The organism is Halomonas urumqiensis (assembly GCF_003028575.1).
Taxonomy (GTDB): Bacteria; Pseudomonadota; Gammaproteobacteria; order Pseudomonadales; family Halomonadaceae; genus Halomonas; species Halomonas urumqiensis.
Map to the genome: position 1 here is coordinate 1,131,410 of NZ_PYUD01000001.1, position 14,769 is coordinate 1,146,178.

The 14,769-nt window shown below is 61.6% G+C and carries 14 protein-coding genes; 5 read left to right on the plus strand and 9 right to left on the minus strand.

Annotation, left to right across the window (positions count from 1 at the left end; translation table 11 throughout):
- Positions 1 to 2 precede the first annotated feature (2 nt).
- The 3 genes from C6V82_RS04845 to C6V82_RS04855 form a co-directional block, all read right to left on the minus strand.
- A complete protein-coding gene (locus C6V82_RS04845) occupies positions 3 to 665 on the minus strand; it encodes a DUF3047 domain-containing protein (protein WP_102588682.1) in 663 nt (220 codons plus the stop codon).
- Between the two features lie 133 nt (positions 666 to 798).
- Entirely contained in the window at positions 799 to 1,005 is a 207-nt protein-coding gene (locus C6V82_RS04850) for a zf-HC2 domain-containing protein (protein WP_102588683.1), read from the minus strand.
- Positions 1,006 to 1,007: 2 nt separating this feature from the next.
- A complete protein-coding gene (locus C6V82_RS04855; protein WP_229843034.1) occupies positions 1,008 to 1,616 on the minus strand; it encodes a sigma-70 family RNA polymerase sigma factor in 609 nt (202 codons plus the stop codon).
- Positions 1,617 to 1,853: 237 nt separating this feature from the next.
- On the opposite strand from C6V82_RS04855, the gene C6V82_RS04860 reads away from it, so the two are divergent.
- The gene (locus C6V82_RS04860) at positions 1,854 to 2,279 is read left to right on the plus strand and encodes a DUF3617 domain-containing protein (protein WP_102588685.1); all 426 of its coding nucleotides are present in this window, start codon (positions 1,854 to 1,856) and stop codon (positions 2,277 to 2,279) included.
- Between the two features lie 60 nt (positions 2,280 to 2,339).
- Here the strand turns inward: C6V82_RS04860 and C6V82_RS04865 are convergent, their stop codons facing one another.
- Positions 2,340 to 5,453: an efflux RND transporter permease subunit gene (locus C6V82_RS04865; protein ID WP_102588686.1), complete on the minus strand. Its 3,114-nt coding sequence runs from the start codon at positions 5,451 to 5,453 to the stop codon at positions 2,340 to 2,342.
- Positions 5,453 to 6,553: an efflux RND transporter periplasmic adaptor subunit gene (locus C6V82_RS04870; RefSeq protein ID WP_102588687.1), complete on the minus strand. Its 1,101-nt coding sequence runs from the start codon at positions 6,551 to 6,553 to the stop codon at positions 5,453 to 5,455. The genes C6V82_RS04865 and C6V82_RS04870 overlap by 1 nt, the downstream gene beginning before the upstream one ends.
- A 284-nt stretch (positions 6,554 to 6,837) precedes the next feature.
- On the opposite strand from C6V82_RS04870, the gene C6V82_RS04875 reads away from it, so the two are divergent.
- The 3 genes from C6V82_RS04875 to C6V82_RS04885 are packed head-to-tail and all read left to right on the plus strand — an operon-like array spanning position 6,838 to position 8,894.
- Entirely contained in the window at positions 6,838 to 8,034 is a 1,197-nt protein-coding gene (locus tag C6V82_RS04875; protein ID WP_102588688.1) for a BaiN/RdsA family NAD(P)/FAD-dependent oxidoreductase, read from the plus strand.
- A 39-nt stretch (positions 8,035 to 8,073) separates the two neighbouring features.
- Positions 8,074 to 8,448 carry a guanyl-specific ribonuclease gene (locus C6V82_RS04880; RefSeq protein WP_102588689.1) on the plus strand — a complete coding sequence of 125 codons (375 nt, stop codon included), beginning with the start codon at positions 8,074 to 8,076 and terminating at the stop codon, positions 8,446 to 8,448.
- A complete protein-coding gene (locus tag C6V82_RS04885; RefSeq protein WP_102588690.1) occupies positions 8,445 to 8,894 on the plus strand; it encodes a barstar family protein in 450 nt (149 codons plus the stop codon). The genes C6V82_RS04880 and C6V82_RS04885 overlap by 4 nt, the downstream gene beginning before the upstream one ends.
- Before the next feature lie 45 nt (positions 8,895 to 8,939).
- Here the strand turns inward: C6V82_RS04885 and C6V82_RS04890 are convergent, their stop codons facing one another.
- From C6V82_RS04890 to C6V82_RS04905, 4 genes are all read right to left on the minus strand, one after another.
- Entirely contained in the window at positions 8,940 to 9,254 is a 315-nt protein-coding gene (locus tag C6V82_RS04890; RefSeq protein ID WP_102588691.1) for a YqjK family protein, read from the minus strand.
- Positions 9,244 to 9,642, minus strand: coding sequence for a phage holin family protein (locus C6V82_RS04895; protein WP_102588692.1), 399 nt, complete (start codon positions 9,640 to 9,642; stop codon positions 9,244 to 9,246). The genes C6V82_RS04890 and C6V82_RS04895 overlap by 11 nt, the downstream gene beginning before the upstream one ends.
- Positions 9,642 to 9,974: an ElaB/YgaM/YqjD family protein gene (locus C6V82_RS04900; protein ID WP_102588693.1), complete on the minus strand. Its 333-nt coding sequence runs from the start codon at positions 9,972 to 9,974 to the stop codon at positions 9,642 to 9,644. Before C6V82_RS04900 ends, C6V82_RS04895 begins: the two co-directional genes overlap by 1 nt.
- Before the next feature lie 63 nt (positions 9,975 to 10,037).
- Positions 10,038 to 11,066 (minus strand): phospholipase A, encoded by a 1,029-nt coding sequence (locus C6V82_RS04905; protein ID WP_102588694.1) that lies wholly within the window; start codon positions 11,064 to 11,066, stop codon positions 10,038 to 10,040.
- 218 nt (positions 11,067 to 11,284) lie between these two features.
- On the opposite strand from C6V82_RS04905, the gene mscK reads away from it, so the two are divergent.
- Positions 11,285 to 14,746, plus strand: coding sequence for a mechanosensitive channel MscK (gene mscK / locus C6V82_RS04910; RefSeq protein WP_102588695.1), 3,462 nt, complete (start codon positions 11,285 to 11,287; stop codon positions 14,744 to 14,746).
- Positions 14,747 to 14,769 lie beyond the last annotated feature (23 nt).

Genomic DNA, 14,769 nt, shown 5'->3' on the forward strand with positions numbered 1-14,769 from the left:
CATCAGGGGCAGTCGGGAGGCTCGGCGCTGGCCGAAAAGCCGAGATGGCTGAACCAGGCGGTGGCGTCCACACCGGCATTGTCGCCATCGCTCATCAACGCCAGACCATCGATGTGGGTGACACCTTCGCCAAACAAGGTCGTGAAATCTTCGCGGACATCGCGCACTTCCGCTACCCACTCATCCACCTGAGAATTACCGCTTCGCAGCGCCAGCAGGTGTGCCCGCGAGGTGAACGCGTTGGGCCAATCCGCCCCTTGAGGTTGGTTGGATGCCCATCCGTAGTTCACCGACTGTACCTGCCAGGGCAGCAGGCCGGTCTTGCGCGCCACATAGACGCGTGCTGGATAGTCATCCCCCGCTTTGGTGGTTTCGTCGAGGCCGGCATGCGTGCCGGAAACTCGCCAGCACCAGTGCAGGTAGGGCGTGCGTTCGAGGTCGACCTCGCGTTCAAGGTATTTGGCCGATGCCTGTCCGCGAGACCTGGCCTGAAGCACCTGTTGCCCGTCACGTGTCACCAGCTGGTACTGAGTCTCGCCCGAAAAGGAGCGTGTCGGCCAGTCGATGATCTGCTCGGCGGAGAAGTAGGGCTCGCTCGCCAGGCTGTACAGACTCCAGGCTCCCAGTAGCAGGCCTGTAACCACAAGGTGAGAAGAGTTCGGCACGGTGCCTCACTGTTGAAAATGGTAATGGATGAATAGCCGGAACAGGAGAGCCGCGAGATGACATTGGTCAAGGTAGTCGATCATGCCGCCGAAGCCGCCGGGGACTGATCGGCGGCGGGTATCGCCATCTTGATTAGCGTGTATGGTCGGTTTCTGTGCTTTTTTCGATATCAGCCTCGAAGCGTGAACCGACCTCATGGAGCAGAGTGAACTGCTTGTCGCATTGGCGGCAGGCGTGGCACATCATCAGATGCAGTTTGAGGGACACGCGTTCCTGAAAGGTCAGCGAGCGGTCCTGTTTGAGCGACATCAATTTCGTTGCTTCACGACACTTGTTCATGCCTATTCCTCCTTCAGCCAGCCTTTCTCGAGGCAGGTGCGTAGGCGCAGTCGGGCACGATGGAGAATCACCCAGCAGTTGTTCTCCTTGATGCCAACCTCCCGGCAGATATCTTCGGTGGAAAGCCCCATCAGCTCGCGCAGCGAGAAGACCCTGGCCACGTTGTCGGGCAGCGCGATCATGCAGGCGTCGAAGACCTGCCAGAAATGGTCGCTTTCGAGGATGGCGTCGGGTTGTCCCCAAGACACCGGGCGCTCGTGGCGATGCCAGTGGCCACTCTGCTGGAACAGACGATCGAGCGTGTCATCGTCCGGCTCCGCTTCAAGAGGTTGCCAGCGCCCCTGGCGTTTCTGGGCTCGCAAGCCGTCCAGAATCTTGTACTTGAGGATGCCGAACACCCAGGTCTCGTAGCCCGAGCGCCCGGCAAAACTGTCATCCTTCTCGATGGCGGCCATCAGCGCCTCCTGTACCGCATCCTCGGCCATTGCGTTGTCGCGCAGCTGCATCCGGGCGAAGGAGAGCAATCTCGGGCGTACGGCGGCCAGGCGTTCCATTCGGTGGCTGGCGTCGGGTTTCCCATCCCCGTGTCCTGGGGGCGGCGTATCCGTCATTAAGGCTCCATCAGCATGGGGTGGTAGTGAGTCGGTGAGGGGCAGGCATCATTACACCCTTACGCAAAGTCGTTTGCAAAGGCGCTGCCTGGGCAAGCTTCTCGCGATGTGACACATGACGATCGGTGGCCACGACCCATCATGAGAGTCGCCAGGCCATTGGGAGCGGGCGTCAACTGGGGTAAGCTGCGACTTACGCTGAAGGAAGGCGCCCCATTGATTCACTGGAGAATACCCATGCCGCTTCGTTCCTTGCTGGCCGCCGCCCTGCTGGCGCTGCCGCTTGTCGCTGTCGCCGAGACCCCCAACATCGAACCGGGGATGTGGGAGTTTACCAGCACGACGTCCGTGCAGGGCGAGATGCCAATCCCGGATCAGACCGATACCCATCAGGAATGCATTGCCCAGGGTGACCTGGATGATGCCGACTTCCAGTTCCTTGAAGTGGAAGAGGACTGCGAGTTGCTGGAACACAACGTGACCGCCGATGGGGTCGACTATCAGATGGTATGTCGCGCCGAAGGTGGCGAGGCAAACATCGACGGTCGCATGGATTTCCTCGGCGAGCGTACCGAAGGCACCGTGCAGATTCTGGTCGATTCGCCCATGGGTGCCATGGAAATGCACACCGAGGTTGATGGGCAGCGGATCGGCGAGTGCTGATCGATTCAGCCCTCGTGAAAGTTCAGAAAGCCGCCAGTTGGCGGCTTTCTGCTGTCAGGGTCATGAGCTGGAAGGCTGGCTGTTCATTTCGTTCTCGAGCCGCCTGGCTACATCGCCCGGTGAGCCGGTGTGGCGCGCCAGCAGGTCGTAGGCCACCGGCACCACGAACAGCGTGAACAGGGTCGCGGCCGCCAGCCCACAGAGGATCACCGTGCCGATTACCAGGCGCGTCTCGGCACCGGCGCCACTAGAGACGATCAGCGGCACCGCGCCTGCCATGGTGGTGACGGCGGTCATCACGATCGGGCGCAGACGCGTGGTCGAGGCTTCCACCAGCGCATCATGGAAGGCCATGCCCTGATCACGCAGCTGGTTGGCGAATTCGACGATCAGGATACCGTTCTTGGCGGCAAGCCCCACCAGCATCACCAGGCCCACCTGGCTATAGATGTTCAACGACTGGCCGGTGAGATAGAGCCCGAGCAGCGCCCCACAGATCGCCAATGGCACGGTCAGCATGATCACGAAGGGGTGAATGAAGCTCTCGAACTGCCCAGCGAGTACCAGGAACACCACCAGGATGCCCAGGCCGAGCAGGAACACCGTGGCGCCACTGGCTTCCTGGTAATCCCGCGAGGCACCCTTGACGTCGGTCTGCGCCTCGGGCGGGAGGATCTCGTCGACCGTGGCTTCCAGGTACTCGAGCGCCTCGCCCAGCGGATAGCCGCTGGCCAGGTCAGCCTGCAGGGTGATCGCGCGAATGCGGTTGAAGCGATTGAGCGTGCTGGGGCCGGCGAAGTCGCTGATCGACACCAACGCGCCCAGCGGTACCAGTTCGCCGCTGCGTTCGGAGCGCACCCTGAGGCTCTCGAGCGAACTGGGGCTTGGCCGCGCGCCGGATTCACCTTCCAGAATCACGTCATACTCTTCGCCGTCGTCCACATAGCGCGTCACGCTGCGTCCACCCAGCAGGGTCTCCAGGGTTCGGCCGATTTCGGTGACGGTGACGCCAAGCGCGGCAGCGCGGGTGTAGTCGATATCCACGCGCAACTGTGGCTGATTCTCCTCGTAGTCGCTTTCGATGGCGGTCAGGCGCGGATTATCCTCACGAATGTGCTCGATCAGCGTATCGCGCCATTCGGCGAGTTGTTCATACGTCCCCCCGCCGAGCACGAACTGCACCGGCTTTTCGACGCGTTGGCCGAAGCCCTGGCGCATCACCGGGAAAGCCCGCACTCCCGGCAGGTCGCTGACCTCTTGGCGAATCTCATCCATGATCGTCCAGGCGTCGCGGCGCGACCCCCAGTCGGCCAGATTGACGATCACGAAACCGCCATTGAAGTTCTCGATATTGCCCCAGCCACGCGGTGCCCTGACCACCACACGCTCGACCTCGCCTTGCTCGACCATCGGCAGGAGCCGTGCCTCGATCTCATCCATATAGTCGAGCATGTAGTTGTAGGTAGCACCAGGAGGGCCGTTGACCAGCACGAAGAAGTTGCCACGATCCTCCTGGGGAGTGTACTCGTTGGGAATTTCCCCGTTGAGCCAGACCATGCCGCCGATGATCGCAAGGAACACTGCAATGACGACCAGGCGCATGCGCAGGACCTTTTCAAGAGCGCGTCGATAACCTGCCCGCGAACGCTCCAGTGCCCACTGCACGGCTTGCGCCAAGCGGCCATCGTGCATGTCCTTCTTCAAGATCTTGGACGCCATCATCGGCGTCAACGTCAAGGCCAGCACACTGGAGATGGCGACCGCGGCGGCCAGTGTCAGCGCGAATTCCGAGAATAGCCGGCCAATGTCGCCCTGCAGAAGGCTCAGTGGCACGAACACCGCGATGAGCACCAGGGTGGTGGCAATGACCGCGAAAGCGATCTGGCGCGTGCCATTGAAGGCGGCCACCAGCGGCGTCTCGCCATGGTCGTGCATACGTCGATGAATGTTCTCCAGCACCACGATGGCGTCATCGACGATCAAGCCAATGGCCAGTACCAGGGCCAGCAGGGTCAGCAGGTTGATGCTGAAGCCCATGACCGCCAGTGCCGCGAATGAGCCGATCAGCGCGATGGGTACCGTGACCGCTGGGATAAGCGTGGTACGCAGGTTGCCGAGGAACAGGAAGATCGCTACCACCACCAGGCCCATGGCGATGAACAGCGTCTGCACCACCTGGGAGATGGCACCCGAGACGAACACCGATGAATCGAAGTTCAGGGTGAGCGACATGCCTTCCGGCAGGGTGCCTTGGAGCTGCTCCATTTCGGCCTGCACGCCCTCGGAAATCTCCAGCACATTGGCGGTGGACTGCTTCATCATGCCAAGGCCGACCATTGGCACGCCGTTGCCGCGGAAGATCGTGCGCTCTTCGACGGCACCGATTTCCACCCGTGCCACGTCATCCAGGCGCACCAGATAGCCATCGCTGCCTTCATCGAGCACCAGCCTTCGAAAGTCCTCCGGGGTCGAGAAGCTGCGGGGCAGGCGGACGATGAACTGGCGTTCCCGGGATTCGATCGCACCGCCCGGAAGCTCGACGTTCTCGGCACGCAGCGTGTCCTCCACGTCACCCGCGGTCAGGCTGCGAGCGGCCAGTGCGTTGGCATCCAGCCAAACGCGCATGGCGTAATCGCGCCCACCCCCGATGCGCACCTGCGATACCCCCGGCAACACGGAGAAGCGATCCACCAGGAAGCGGTTGGCATAGTCGGTCAGCTCGGCCATGTCGTAATCGTCGCCGGAGAGGCTCAGCCACAGGATCACGTCGGAGCTGGAATCGGCCTTCTGTACCTCGGGCGGGTCGGCTTCCTCAGGCAAGTTATCGAGCGAGCCTGAAATGCGGTCGCGGATGTCGTTGGCGGCGGCGTCGATATCCATTTCAAGCCCGAACTCGACGTTGATACTGGAGCGCCCATCCTCGCTGGATGACGATATCACCTCGATGCCCGCGACCCCGGAAATGCGGTCCTCGAGTACCTGGGTGATACGGGTTTCCACCACACTGGCCGACGCCCCGGGATAGCGGGTGTCGATACTCACTACCGGTGGATCGATGGATGGGTATTCCTGCAATGGCAGACGCTCCAAGGCCAGCAGGCCAAAGGCGACGATCAGTGCCGCCAACACCGTAGCAAGTACCGGGCGCTGTACGGAGATATCGGAGAGACGCATCAGCTTTCGGTCTCCGCGTCGTCGCGGCCTTGCCTCAGCAGTTCGGCGATGCTCGTCTGGTCATCGACGATGCCTATCAACCGTGACGACTGGCCTTCTCGTACCCGTTCGGTTCCGTGAGCCACCACAAGATCGTCCACCTCCAGACCTTCCGTGACTTCGACCTCACCCTGTCGTCTGGCGCCGGTAGTGATCTGGCGTCGCTCAACCCGGTAGTCATCTCCCTCGTCAAGCACCAGCACGTATTGGCGTTGGCCCTCGGGAATCAGCGCCGACTCGGGAATCACCAGTGTCTCGCGGGGCGCACGGTCGACCACGACTTCCAACAGCATGCCGGGGCGCAGACGCAGGTCCTGGTTGTCGAGCCGGGCGCGCACGGTCACGCTGCGACTGACCGGATCGACGCGTGCCCCGATGGTGGCGATTTCGCCGCGGAAGGGCTCGTCGGGAAAGGCCTTGCTGGTGGCTGTCAGTGTCAGCCCAGGCGCGACCTGGCCGAGCGCCGACTCGGGGATGGTAAAATCAAGTTTCATGACATCGAGCTTGTCGAGCGTGACAAGCTCAGTGCCGGGAGAGACGAGGCTACCGACACTGACAGTGCGAAAGCCTGTCATGCCATCGAAAGGCGCTCGCAGTCGGTAATTGGTCAGGCGAGCCTCGAGGGCCTGGATCTCGGCCTCGACCTGACGAAGTTGTGCCCTGGCGTCCTCGACGTCGGCTCGCGGCGCCAGGTTACGGCTCTGTAGCTGATCGAGCCGGGCGACCACCGCGCGGCGTTCATCGCGCATGGCCTCGGCGACACGCAGGTTGGCCTGCTCCTCGCCATCTTCGAGGCGAATCAGCAGTTGACCCGCTTCGACTTCCTCGCCATCGGAAAAATTGATCTGTGCCACAAGCTCGGTAACGGTGGCCGACAGCGTGATGCTCTCGTCTGCGTGCAGGGTGCCAAGTGCTTCCAGGGAATCGGACCAGGATTCAATTGCCGCCCGCGCGCCGATCACGGCGGTTTTGTCCTGGGCTCTCTCCTGAGCAAGAACCGGCCCGGCCAGAATCATCAAGATCAGCGCCAGTGTGAAGAGTGTAAATCGCGATGGTGTCATGGGGACTTGTTGATCCTGCTGCGGTGTGTGGCGGTGCGATGAGCGTCGGCTATCCAACACTAGCCATTTTCGCCCTCCAAGAGTGTGACAACATTTCACAACCTGTTGACACCTCTCACCCGATTTCCGGGTAACTGCAACCATGTACAATAATTATACACCAGCAAGCTTCTTGTGTCGGTGTGATTGCTTGAAATGTTCCGGCAACGCTCGGCGCGCATCGGCCGGGCTGATAGAATGCGCGGCTTTGGTCACGCTTTGACGATCCGGCGAGGGACACACCCATGACCTATGACGTGGTGATCATCGGTGCCGGGGCGGCGGGCCTGATGTGTGCATCAACCGCTGGCTATGCCGGCAGGCGCGTGCTGGTGATCGAGCATGCCAACAAGGCCGGCAAGAAGATTCTGATGTCAGGCGGGGGGCGCTGCAATTTCACCAACCTGGCTACCAGTCCCGCCAATTTCTATTCGGCCAACCCGCATTTCTGCATTTCGGCGCTAAAGCGCTACCGCCCTGAACATTTCGTCGACCTCGTCGAACGTCACGCACTCGAATATGTAGAGAAATCCCCGGGGCAGCTGTTCTGTGCCGACTCAGCGAAGGACCTGCTGGCCCTATTGCTTACCGAATGCGAATGGGCAGGTGTCACCACACGCCTGAAGACGTCCGTCTCGCGCATCGAACGCGTGGGGGAGGGCATGCGGTTGTCGACATCGATGGGCGTGATCGATGCCGGAGCGGTGGTGGTGGCCACGGGAGGGCTGTCGATCCCGACCATGGGCGCTACGGGTTTTGGTTATGATGTCGCTCGTCAGTTCGGCCTTGCAGTGACCGACACGCGCCCGGCGTTGGTGCCGTTCACGCTGACATCTCAATGGAAGGCCAGGGCCGAGGCGCTGTCGGGTGTCGCTTGCGACGTGGCCGTGCGATCGCTTTCGGGAGCCACCGGCAAGCCGCGTGGCGAGTACCGGGAGCCGATGTTGTTTACCCATCGAGGGCTTTCGGGGCCGGCCATGCTGCAGATCTCGAGCGTCTGGGAACCGGGTGATGAGCTGGCCATCGATCTGCTGCCAGGCCGGGACACTTACGAGACACTTTGCGCCGCACGCCGCGACACCCCCAAGCGACAGCTCTCCACTTGGCTTGGCGAGCGCTTGCCCAGGCGACTCGCCCAGGCGCTGATCGAGTGGCATGGTGGCGATGGGGTGCTCGCCGAGCGCAGCAATGCCGAACTCTCGGCCTGGGCACAACGCCTGGGCGAGTGGCGAGTGAAGCCGGCCGGAACCGAGGGTTGGCGAACTGCCGAGGTGACCATGGGTGGCATCGATACCCGCGCGATTTCCTCCAGGAGCTTTGCGGTGGAGGGGCTGCCGGCGCTGCGTTTCATTGGCGAAGTACTGGATGTCACCGGCGAGCTTGGTGGATACAACTTTCAGTGGGCATGGGCCAGTGGTGTCGCCTGTGGCAACGCGCTCTAGGCCGCTGTGGCTATCCACGACTGACGGACGGTGATTCCAATGAAGAAACTGTTGCTGGTTGCATTGCTGGCACTGGGCGGTGTCACGCTTTTCGATGACCCCATGGGTTTGCTTGGGACCGGCCCGCAGAGCGTCGAACAACAGGATTTGCCTGGACGAGCGCAGATCGAGAAGACCTTGCGGCTCATCGAGCGTGGTGGACCCTATCCCCACGCCCAGGATGATACGACCTTCTTCAACCGTGAAGGGCGGTTGCCCAGTCGCTCACGGGGTTACTATCGTGAATACACCGTCGAGACGCCCGGGCTTTCGCACCGCGGAGCACGGCGTATCGTCACCGGCGGCAACCCCCCGGAGATCTTCTATTACACCGATGATCACTATGCGTCTTTCGTGATACTGGAGGAGCGATGATGCAGGGCGGCGGTGTCTATCGAGCGCCAGCCAACTTGGCTCGCGGCCTGGAGCTGTCCCCGGAGGTGCATTGCCAGCGACTGCCCGCTGCATCTTGCGGCAGCCGTGATGCCTTGCTCGATGCCCTGGCGAGTGGGCTCGCCTTTCCTGACCACTTCGGACACAACTGGGACGCGGCCTGGGACTGCATGACGGAACTGACGTGGAACGATGATAAACCGCGTATCATCCTCTGTCCGCTGGTGGATGAGAGTGCTGATAGTGGCCTGGATAATGAGGTGTTACCCGCTCCCATGGCGGCCTTCCTGGAGGTGATGGGCGATGCCTGCGCGCACTGGTCGGCCCATGAGCGAACGCTTTACGTGATCATCGTTCATCAGGATGGACGCGTGCCGACATGGCTCTCGACCATCGAACCGTTCCCGGGGCATCAGGTATTGGCGTGATTGTTCAGGCTGGTGTCGGGCTCAACGTCGGTTTTAACGTCGGGCTCAACGTAGCAGACGGTGCACGTTGCGAAACAGCAGTACGCCACTGGTGAGACGTCGTGCGATCTGCATCAGCGAACCAGCACCGCGGGCCTTGCGCAGCAGTACGAAACCGCCAATGGCATATAGCGGCCCCTTGAAGCGCATCAGTGTCTTCCAGCCATCTTCGATGGGGCGGCTGGCGTCATGCCAGTGGCTGGCTTCGACCAGTATATCGACACGTTGCTGCTCGATGCGCTCTTCCAGCATCCGCTTGCGTTGCGCACGGCTGGGCTGCGCCCTTGCGGCGACAGCGGGAACGCGTCGATCAGTGCTCATGGCGGCGCTCCAGTTCCACCAGATCGCGGTCGGTCGCCAAGTGCTTCAGGGTACTTGCCAGCAGCGTCGGCTTTCGCGCCATGCGCAGCACCAGAATGGCGAGTGCGATGCCTGAGAAAAGCAGCACAGCGGCACTGATGGCGATGGCGGTGAGGCGATGTGTCTCCCAGAAGGTGACGATGACCAGGGTGGTCAACACGCCGATACCGAGCAGCAGCAATATCAGCGAGAGACCCGCCAGCATGAGTATGCCGACCAGTCGCGCGCGTTCCTCTTCGAGTTCGAGAACAGCGAGACGCAAGCGCGTCTCGCTGGTGGCAAGCAGGCTGCCCAGCAATCTCCGGGCAGCCGTGAACAAGCGTTCCGCCGGTCCTTGGCTTGCCGACATCAGCGCCGCCCGATCAACATGCCGATGACCATTCCGACGCCAGCGGCGATGCCGATGCTGCTCCAGGGATTGTCGTGAACGTACTGATCGCAGGCGTCAGCCTGTTGACCGATCGAATCGCGCGCATCGCTGTAGAGGCGTTCACCACGGGACTCGAGACGCTCGCGGGTTTCCTTGAGCCGTTTCTCGGCGCGCTCACGCATCTCCTTGATGTTGCTGCGCGAGTCATCAGCGGTGGCGTTGACCAGTTCTTCGATGGTCTGGGTCAGGTGGTTGAGATCCTGCTTGAGTTGCTCGGTGGACTGCTGGGTATGGGGGGCACGATTTGCCATCGGGTCTTCCTCTGACGGTGAATGACAGGATCAGCATAGCAGTCTGGGTATCAATTGCTCGAATCAACGGGCGATGTTGCCGCCCGAGAACAGCGGGTTCAGGCTGAAACCGAAACTGAGCCGGTGGCTGCGGTGGTCATAGTCGATGAGACTCTCGCCGTAACCGTAGTAATACTGTACGTGAGCACGCACTGCGCTGTCGAACAACGGCCAGGAATAGTCGATCTGGGTCCCCATGTTGCCGGCGCTTGGGTTGCCACGCCATAGCAGGCTGACTTCCTGATCACCGAAGCGGCGCGCCAAAGTCACGTCGCCATAGCCCATGTAGCGCTCGATATCCGGGTTGTCGTCCTCGCTTTGTGACTCGGGTATCCGCCAGTGGGGCGCCAGGCTGAAGCCCCAGTCACCGCGCTGGAACATGCTTTCCAGGTAGACGCGATTCCAGCTACGCGACAGCGGGTCGGAGCGCCCATTGGACTGATGATTGAGCGCCACACGGTTGCGAACGTTGGTCCAGCCGAGGCCCCGCCAGCCATTGTCGAAATTCATGAACAGCTCGGGTTCGTAATTGGTCTCGCGAAAGGGCGAGGAGCTCTCGGTATTGTAGGCCTGCCACCAGCTACGCTGGGTATAGGCGAAATAGAGATCGCCATAATCACCGAACAGGCCTTCGGCCAGGTTCACCTTGGCGCTGAACTGGAACTTCAATTCGACGTCATCGGGTCCATTCGATGACGAGATGTCACCGAACGCCTCTCGGTTGGGGCTTGTGTTGTAGCTCACCGGCAACAGATAGTTGCGCCTGAAGGTGGTGATGGCAAAGGGGTTTCGGCGTGACTCGAGTTCGAGCTGGCGACGCTCCACGGCCTCGATGGCGGCGACATCCTCGGGTTCCAGGGGTTCGTCATTGTCGTCTGGAAGGCGCTCGAGCTGCTCGCGCAGCACGGAGAGCTCCTGGTTCAGATCCTGCATCCGCGACTCGATATTGGCGCGAACGGTGGCGGTATCGTCGGCTGCCATGCTTGTGCTGACGCTACCCAGAAGGAGCATGCCAGTGGCGACGAGTGAAGCGGATCGAATCAACGAGGTCATGTCGCTATCCTGGGGAAGTCAACGAAAGGAAGACGCCGTTCTACCATGCCGGTTGGGCAAGTCAACTGTCCAGTCGGGGCATGTGCCGGCGACTTCGTTATGAGAGTCGTTGCCTTGTTACGGTCATGCGTCGAGAATTGGCACATTGACGGGCCTCGCCAAGGTTTCGGTGTTTCACCCAGCCCGCGATCAACCCTAAAAAGCGAGTGTAATCTTTGATGAAAGGCAGCGAGACTTCCTGTTGCGATGGCGGCTTGCCCGGTCAGGGCGTGAAGTGGCTATTGGCTTGTCTGGCCGTGCTGCTGATTGTCGCTGGGGGAATCGCCGAAGGGCAGGAGTCAAGGGGACAGGAGTCGTTGCCTGACGCTGATCGTGTGGAACAGCGCCTGGCGGAGTTGCAGCCGGAAGAGGGCGAGACTCCCAGCCGCGAACAGACGCGTCAGATCGAAACACTGGAGGCGACACGTGAGGGGCTTGAGCAGCTGTCCGAGATGGAGGAGCGACTCACCGCGTTGAATGAACGGGTCGACAGTGCACCCGCGGAGTTACTTCGCCTCAAGCGGGAACTTAGCGAGGAAGCGTCCCAGACCGCCGACCTCTCCTCGACGGGGCTCGATGACCTGCCACTCGAAGAACTCGAGGAACGCCAACAGCAAGCGGTACAGGAGCTGCAGCGTCTGCAGGATCGTCTGGCGGAGGTCAATGCGCAATTACTCTCGGCCCAGACTCTACCAGAGCGGGCCCAGCAAGAGATCGCCAATGCCATGCAGGAAGCGGAGCGCCTGCGGCGTGATCTCAACGAGAGCGGTGGTGAGGACGATAGTGACAACCCTCGAGTGTGGCAGTTACAGGTAGAGCGGCGCCTTGCCGATCAGACTCTGCTGTATCATCAACGCGAACTTGCCACCAACACGCGGATGCGAGAGCTCAACCAGCAGCGCCGAGACCTGCTGACCCAGCAGATCGAGCGCCAGGAAAATGAGCTTGGGATGCTGCAGAGCGTGATCGAGCGCAAGCGGCGAATCGCTTCGGAGCAGGCGATTGCCGATGCGGCCCGCGACGACCCGATGATCCAGGCGGGACACCCGGTGGTGCAGCGTGCTCAGGAGAGGAATCAGGAGCTCAGCCTCGAGCTCTTGCAGATCAATGATCGCAGCAATGTGCTGGTGCGCGAGGGCTTGCAGGTCAGAAGCCAGCTTGATCAGGTGCGCCAGTTGCAGCGCAGTCTCAACGAGCAGATCAATGCCATCCGTGGCAGCCTGCTGCTGTCACGAATTCTCCGAGAGCAGCGACGTTCGTTGCCACAGGTGGTGTCCCGGCGCGATCTCAAGGACGAGATCGCCGACCTGCGCTTGCGTCAGTTTGACCTGGTGCGTCAGCGTGACCAGCTGCGCGAGAGCGAGCGGCTGGCCGACCAGCGGCTCGAAGAAGCCGGCATCGACAGTAGCGAGCAACTCGTTGATTCCCTGTTGCGTCTCTTTCAGTCACGGCGCGAGCTGGTCGACCAGCTCGAGCAAGCCTATGGCACGCTGTTGTCAACTGCCATTGAACTACAGCTGAATCAGCAGCAACTGCTTGCTACGGCAGGCGAATTGCGTGCGACCATCGATGAACAGCTGTTCTGGATTGCCAACACTCGCCCTCTCGATCTGGCCTGGGTTCGCCAGTTGCCAGCCAACCTGTTGCTGGAATGGCGCGAAGGGGAGTGGCGGGACGTTCTGCCGGTTCACTGGCGGGTGCCGGATGCCGGCGCCTTGGTCGGGGTGCCCATCCTTCTTGTCGTGGCCGGGTTGGTGTGGTGTCGCTCGCGCATCAAGGCACGGCTCGCCAGCCTGCATGAACAAATTGGCCGTTTGCACAGTGACAGCCAGAAGCACACGCCCCTTGCGGTTGCCCTCAATGCCTTGCTGGCGCTACCCGGGCCGTTGGCTCTGGTCGCCCTGGGGGGCGTGTTGGTGGCGGGAGGGACAGGCGTTGCACATGCCTTGGGACTTGCCCTGATGCAACTCGCCCTGGCATGGGCGGTGATTGCCCTGGCGCGTCGGCTGCTGGTTGCCGATGGTGTGGCCGCCCAGCACTTCTATTGGCCAGCGGGGTACGTGGCCAGACTGCGCTGGCTGTTGCTGTGGCTCGGTGTGGCGCTTGTACCGGTACTGTTGATTGCCACCCTTGCTCGAGATGCCGAGCTTGGTCTCAGCCAACGCCCAGTGGCACTCGCGTTGTTGGTGTGCGGCCTGATCAGCCTGAGTGTGGTGCTGGTACGCCTTATCCTTGCGCATACCCCGTATTTTGGGGTGAAGTTGTTTCGGCTGATATTTGGCCTGGCGATGGCGATGGTGCCGCTGGGGCTGATTGGCCTGATCGTTGCCGGCTACGAATACACGGCACTCAGTCTGGTGGCGCGTTTCGTCATCACGCTCTACCTGCTGGGGGGCTGGATACTGGTCGAGGCGGCGGTGGTGCGAGGACTTGCCGTGGCGGCTCGGCGACTGGCCTTCAAGCGGGCGCTGGCAAGGCGTCGTGCCCACGTGCAAGACGGCGCCGAAGGGGGTCCCGAGGTGGTCGAGGAGCCGCCGCTCGAGATGGATCAGATCAACCAGCAGTCACTAAGGCTCTCCAAGCTGATTCTGATGATCGGCTTCGTGGTGCTTTTGTATCTTGTATGGGCGGACCTGCTTGCACTGCTTGGCTATCTCGACCAGGTGGCCATCTGGGAGGCTCCCGAGGGAGCAGAGGGCGACCTGGTTGCCGACACCCTGTCGGTGGCCGATATCTTCATGGGCCTGCTGATCTTCGTGCTCACCCTGATAATGGCGCGCAACCTGCCTGGGCTGCTCGAGGTGATGGTGCTGTCCCGCCTGGAGCTCAAGCAAGGCAGTGCTTACGCCATTACCTCGCTGCTTTCCTACACCATCATCGGCACTGGCCTGGTGGCGTCCCTTGGCACTCTTGGCGTGTCCTGGGACAAGCTGCAGTGGCTGGTGGCGGCATTGGGCGTCGGGCTTGGCTTCGGCTTGCAGGAGATATTCGCGAACTTCGTTTCAGGACTGATCATCCTGTTCGAACGCCCGGTGCGCATCGGCGATACCGTCACCCTCGGCAACCTCACCGGTACTGTCAGCAAGATCCGTATTCGTGCCACCACGGTCACCGATTTCGACCGCAAGGAGATCATCATTCCCAACAAGACCTTCGTCACCGACCAACTGATCAACTGGTCGCTGTCGGATACGGTGACGCGAGTCGTGCTGACCTTTGGCGTGGCGTATGGGTCGGATCACCGGATGGTGCATCGCCTGCTTCGCCAGGCTGCTGACGAGAATCCCAGGGTGCTGGCCGACCCGGAACCTCAGGTGTTCTTCATGAACTATGCTGACAGCACGCTGGATTTCGAACTGCGCATCTTCGTCAATTCGCTTGGGGATCGGCTGTTTGCCACCGACGAGATCAACTGCCGGGTCGGCGAGTTGTTCGAGCAACATGGCCTCGATATCGCCTTCAACCAGTTGGATGTCTGGCTACATCGCCCAGGGAGCGCGGATCGCAAGGTGCAGAGCGTGGCGCCCAACGCGCTTGCCCATGGCGACCAGGTGACCGCTCCGCACTACCCGCCACCGGGTAGTCGCGGAGATCCCGGTGATGTCGACGCTGGCGGCTCAGCCGATGGCGACGGGCGCTAGGCGCCTGTCGGACTCCACGCTGA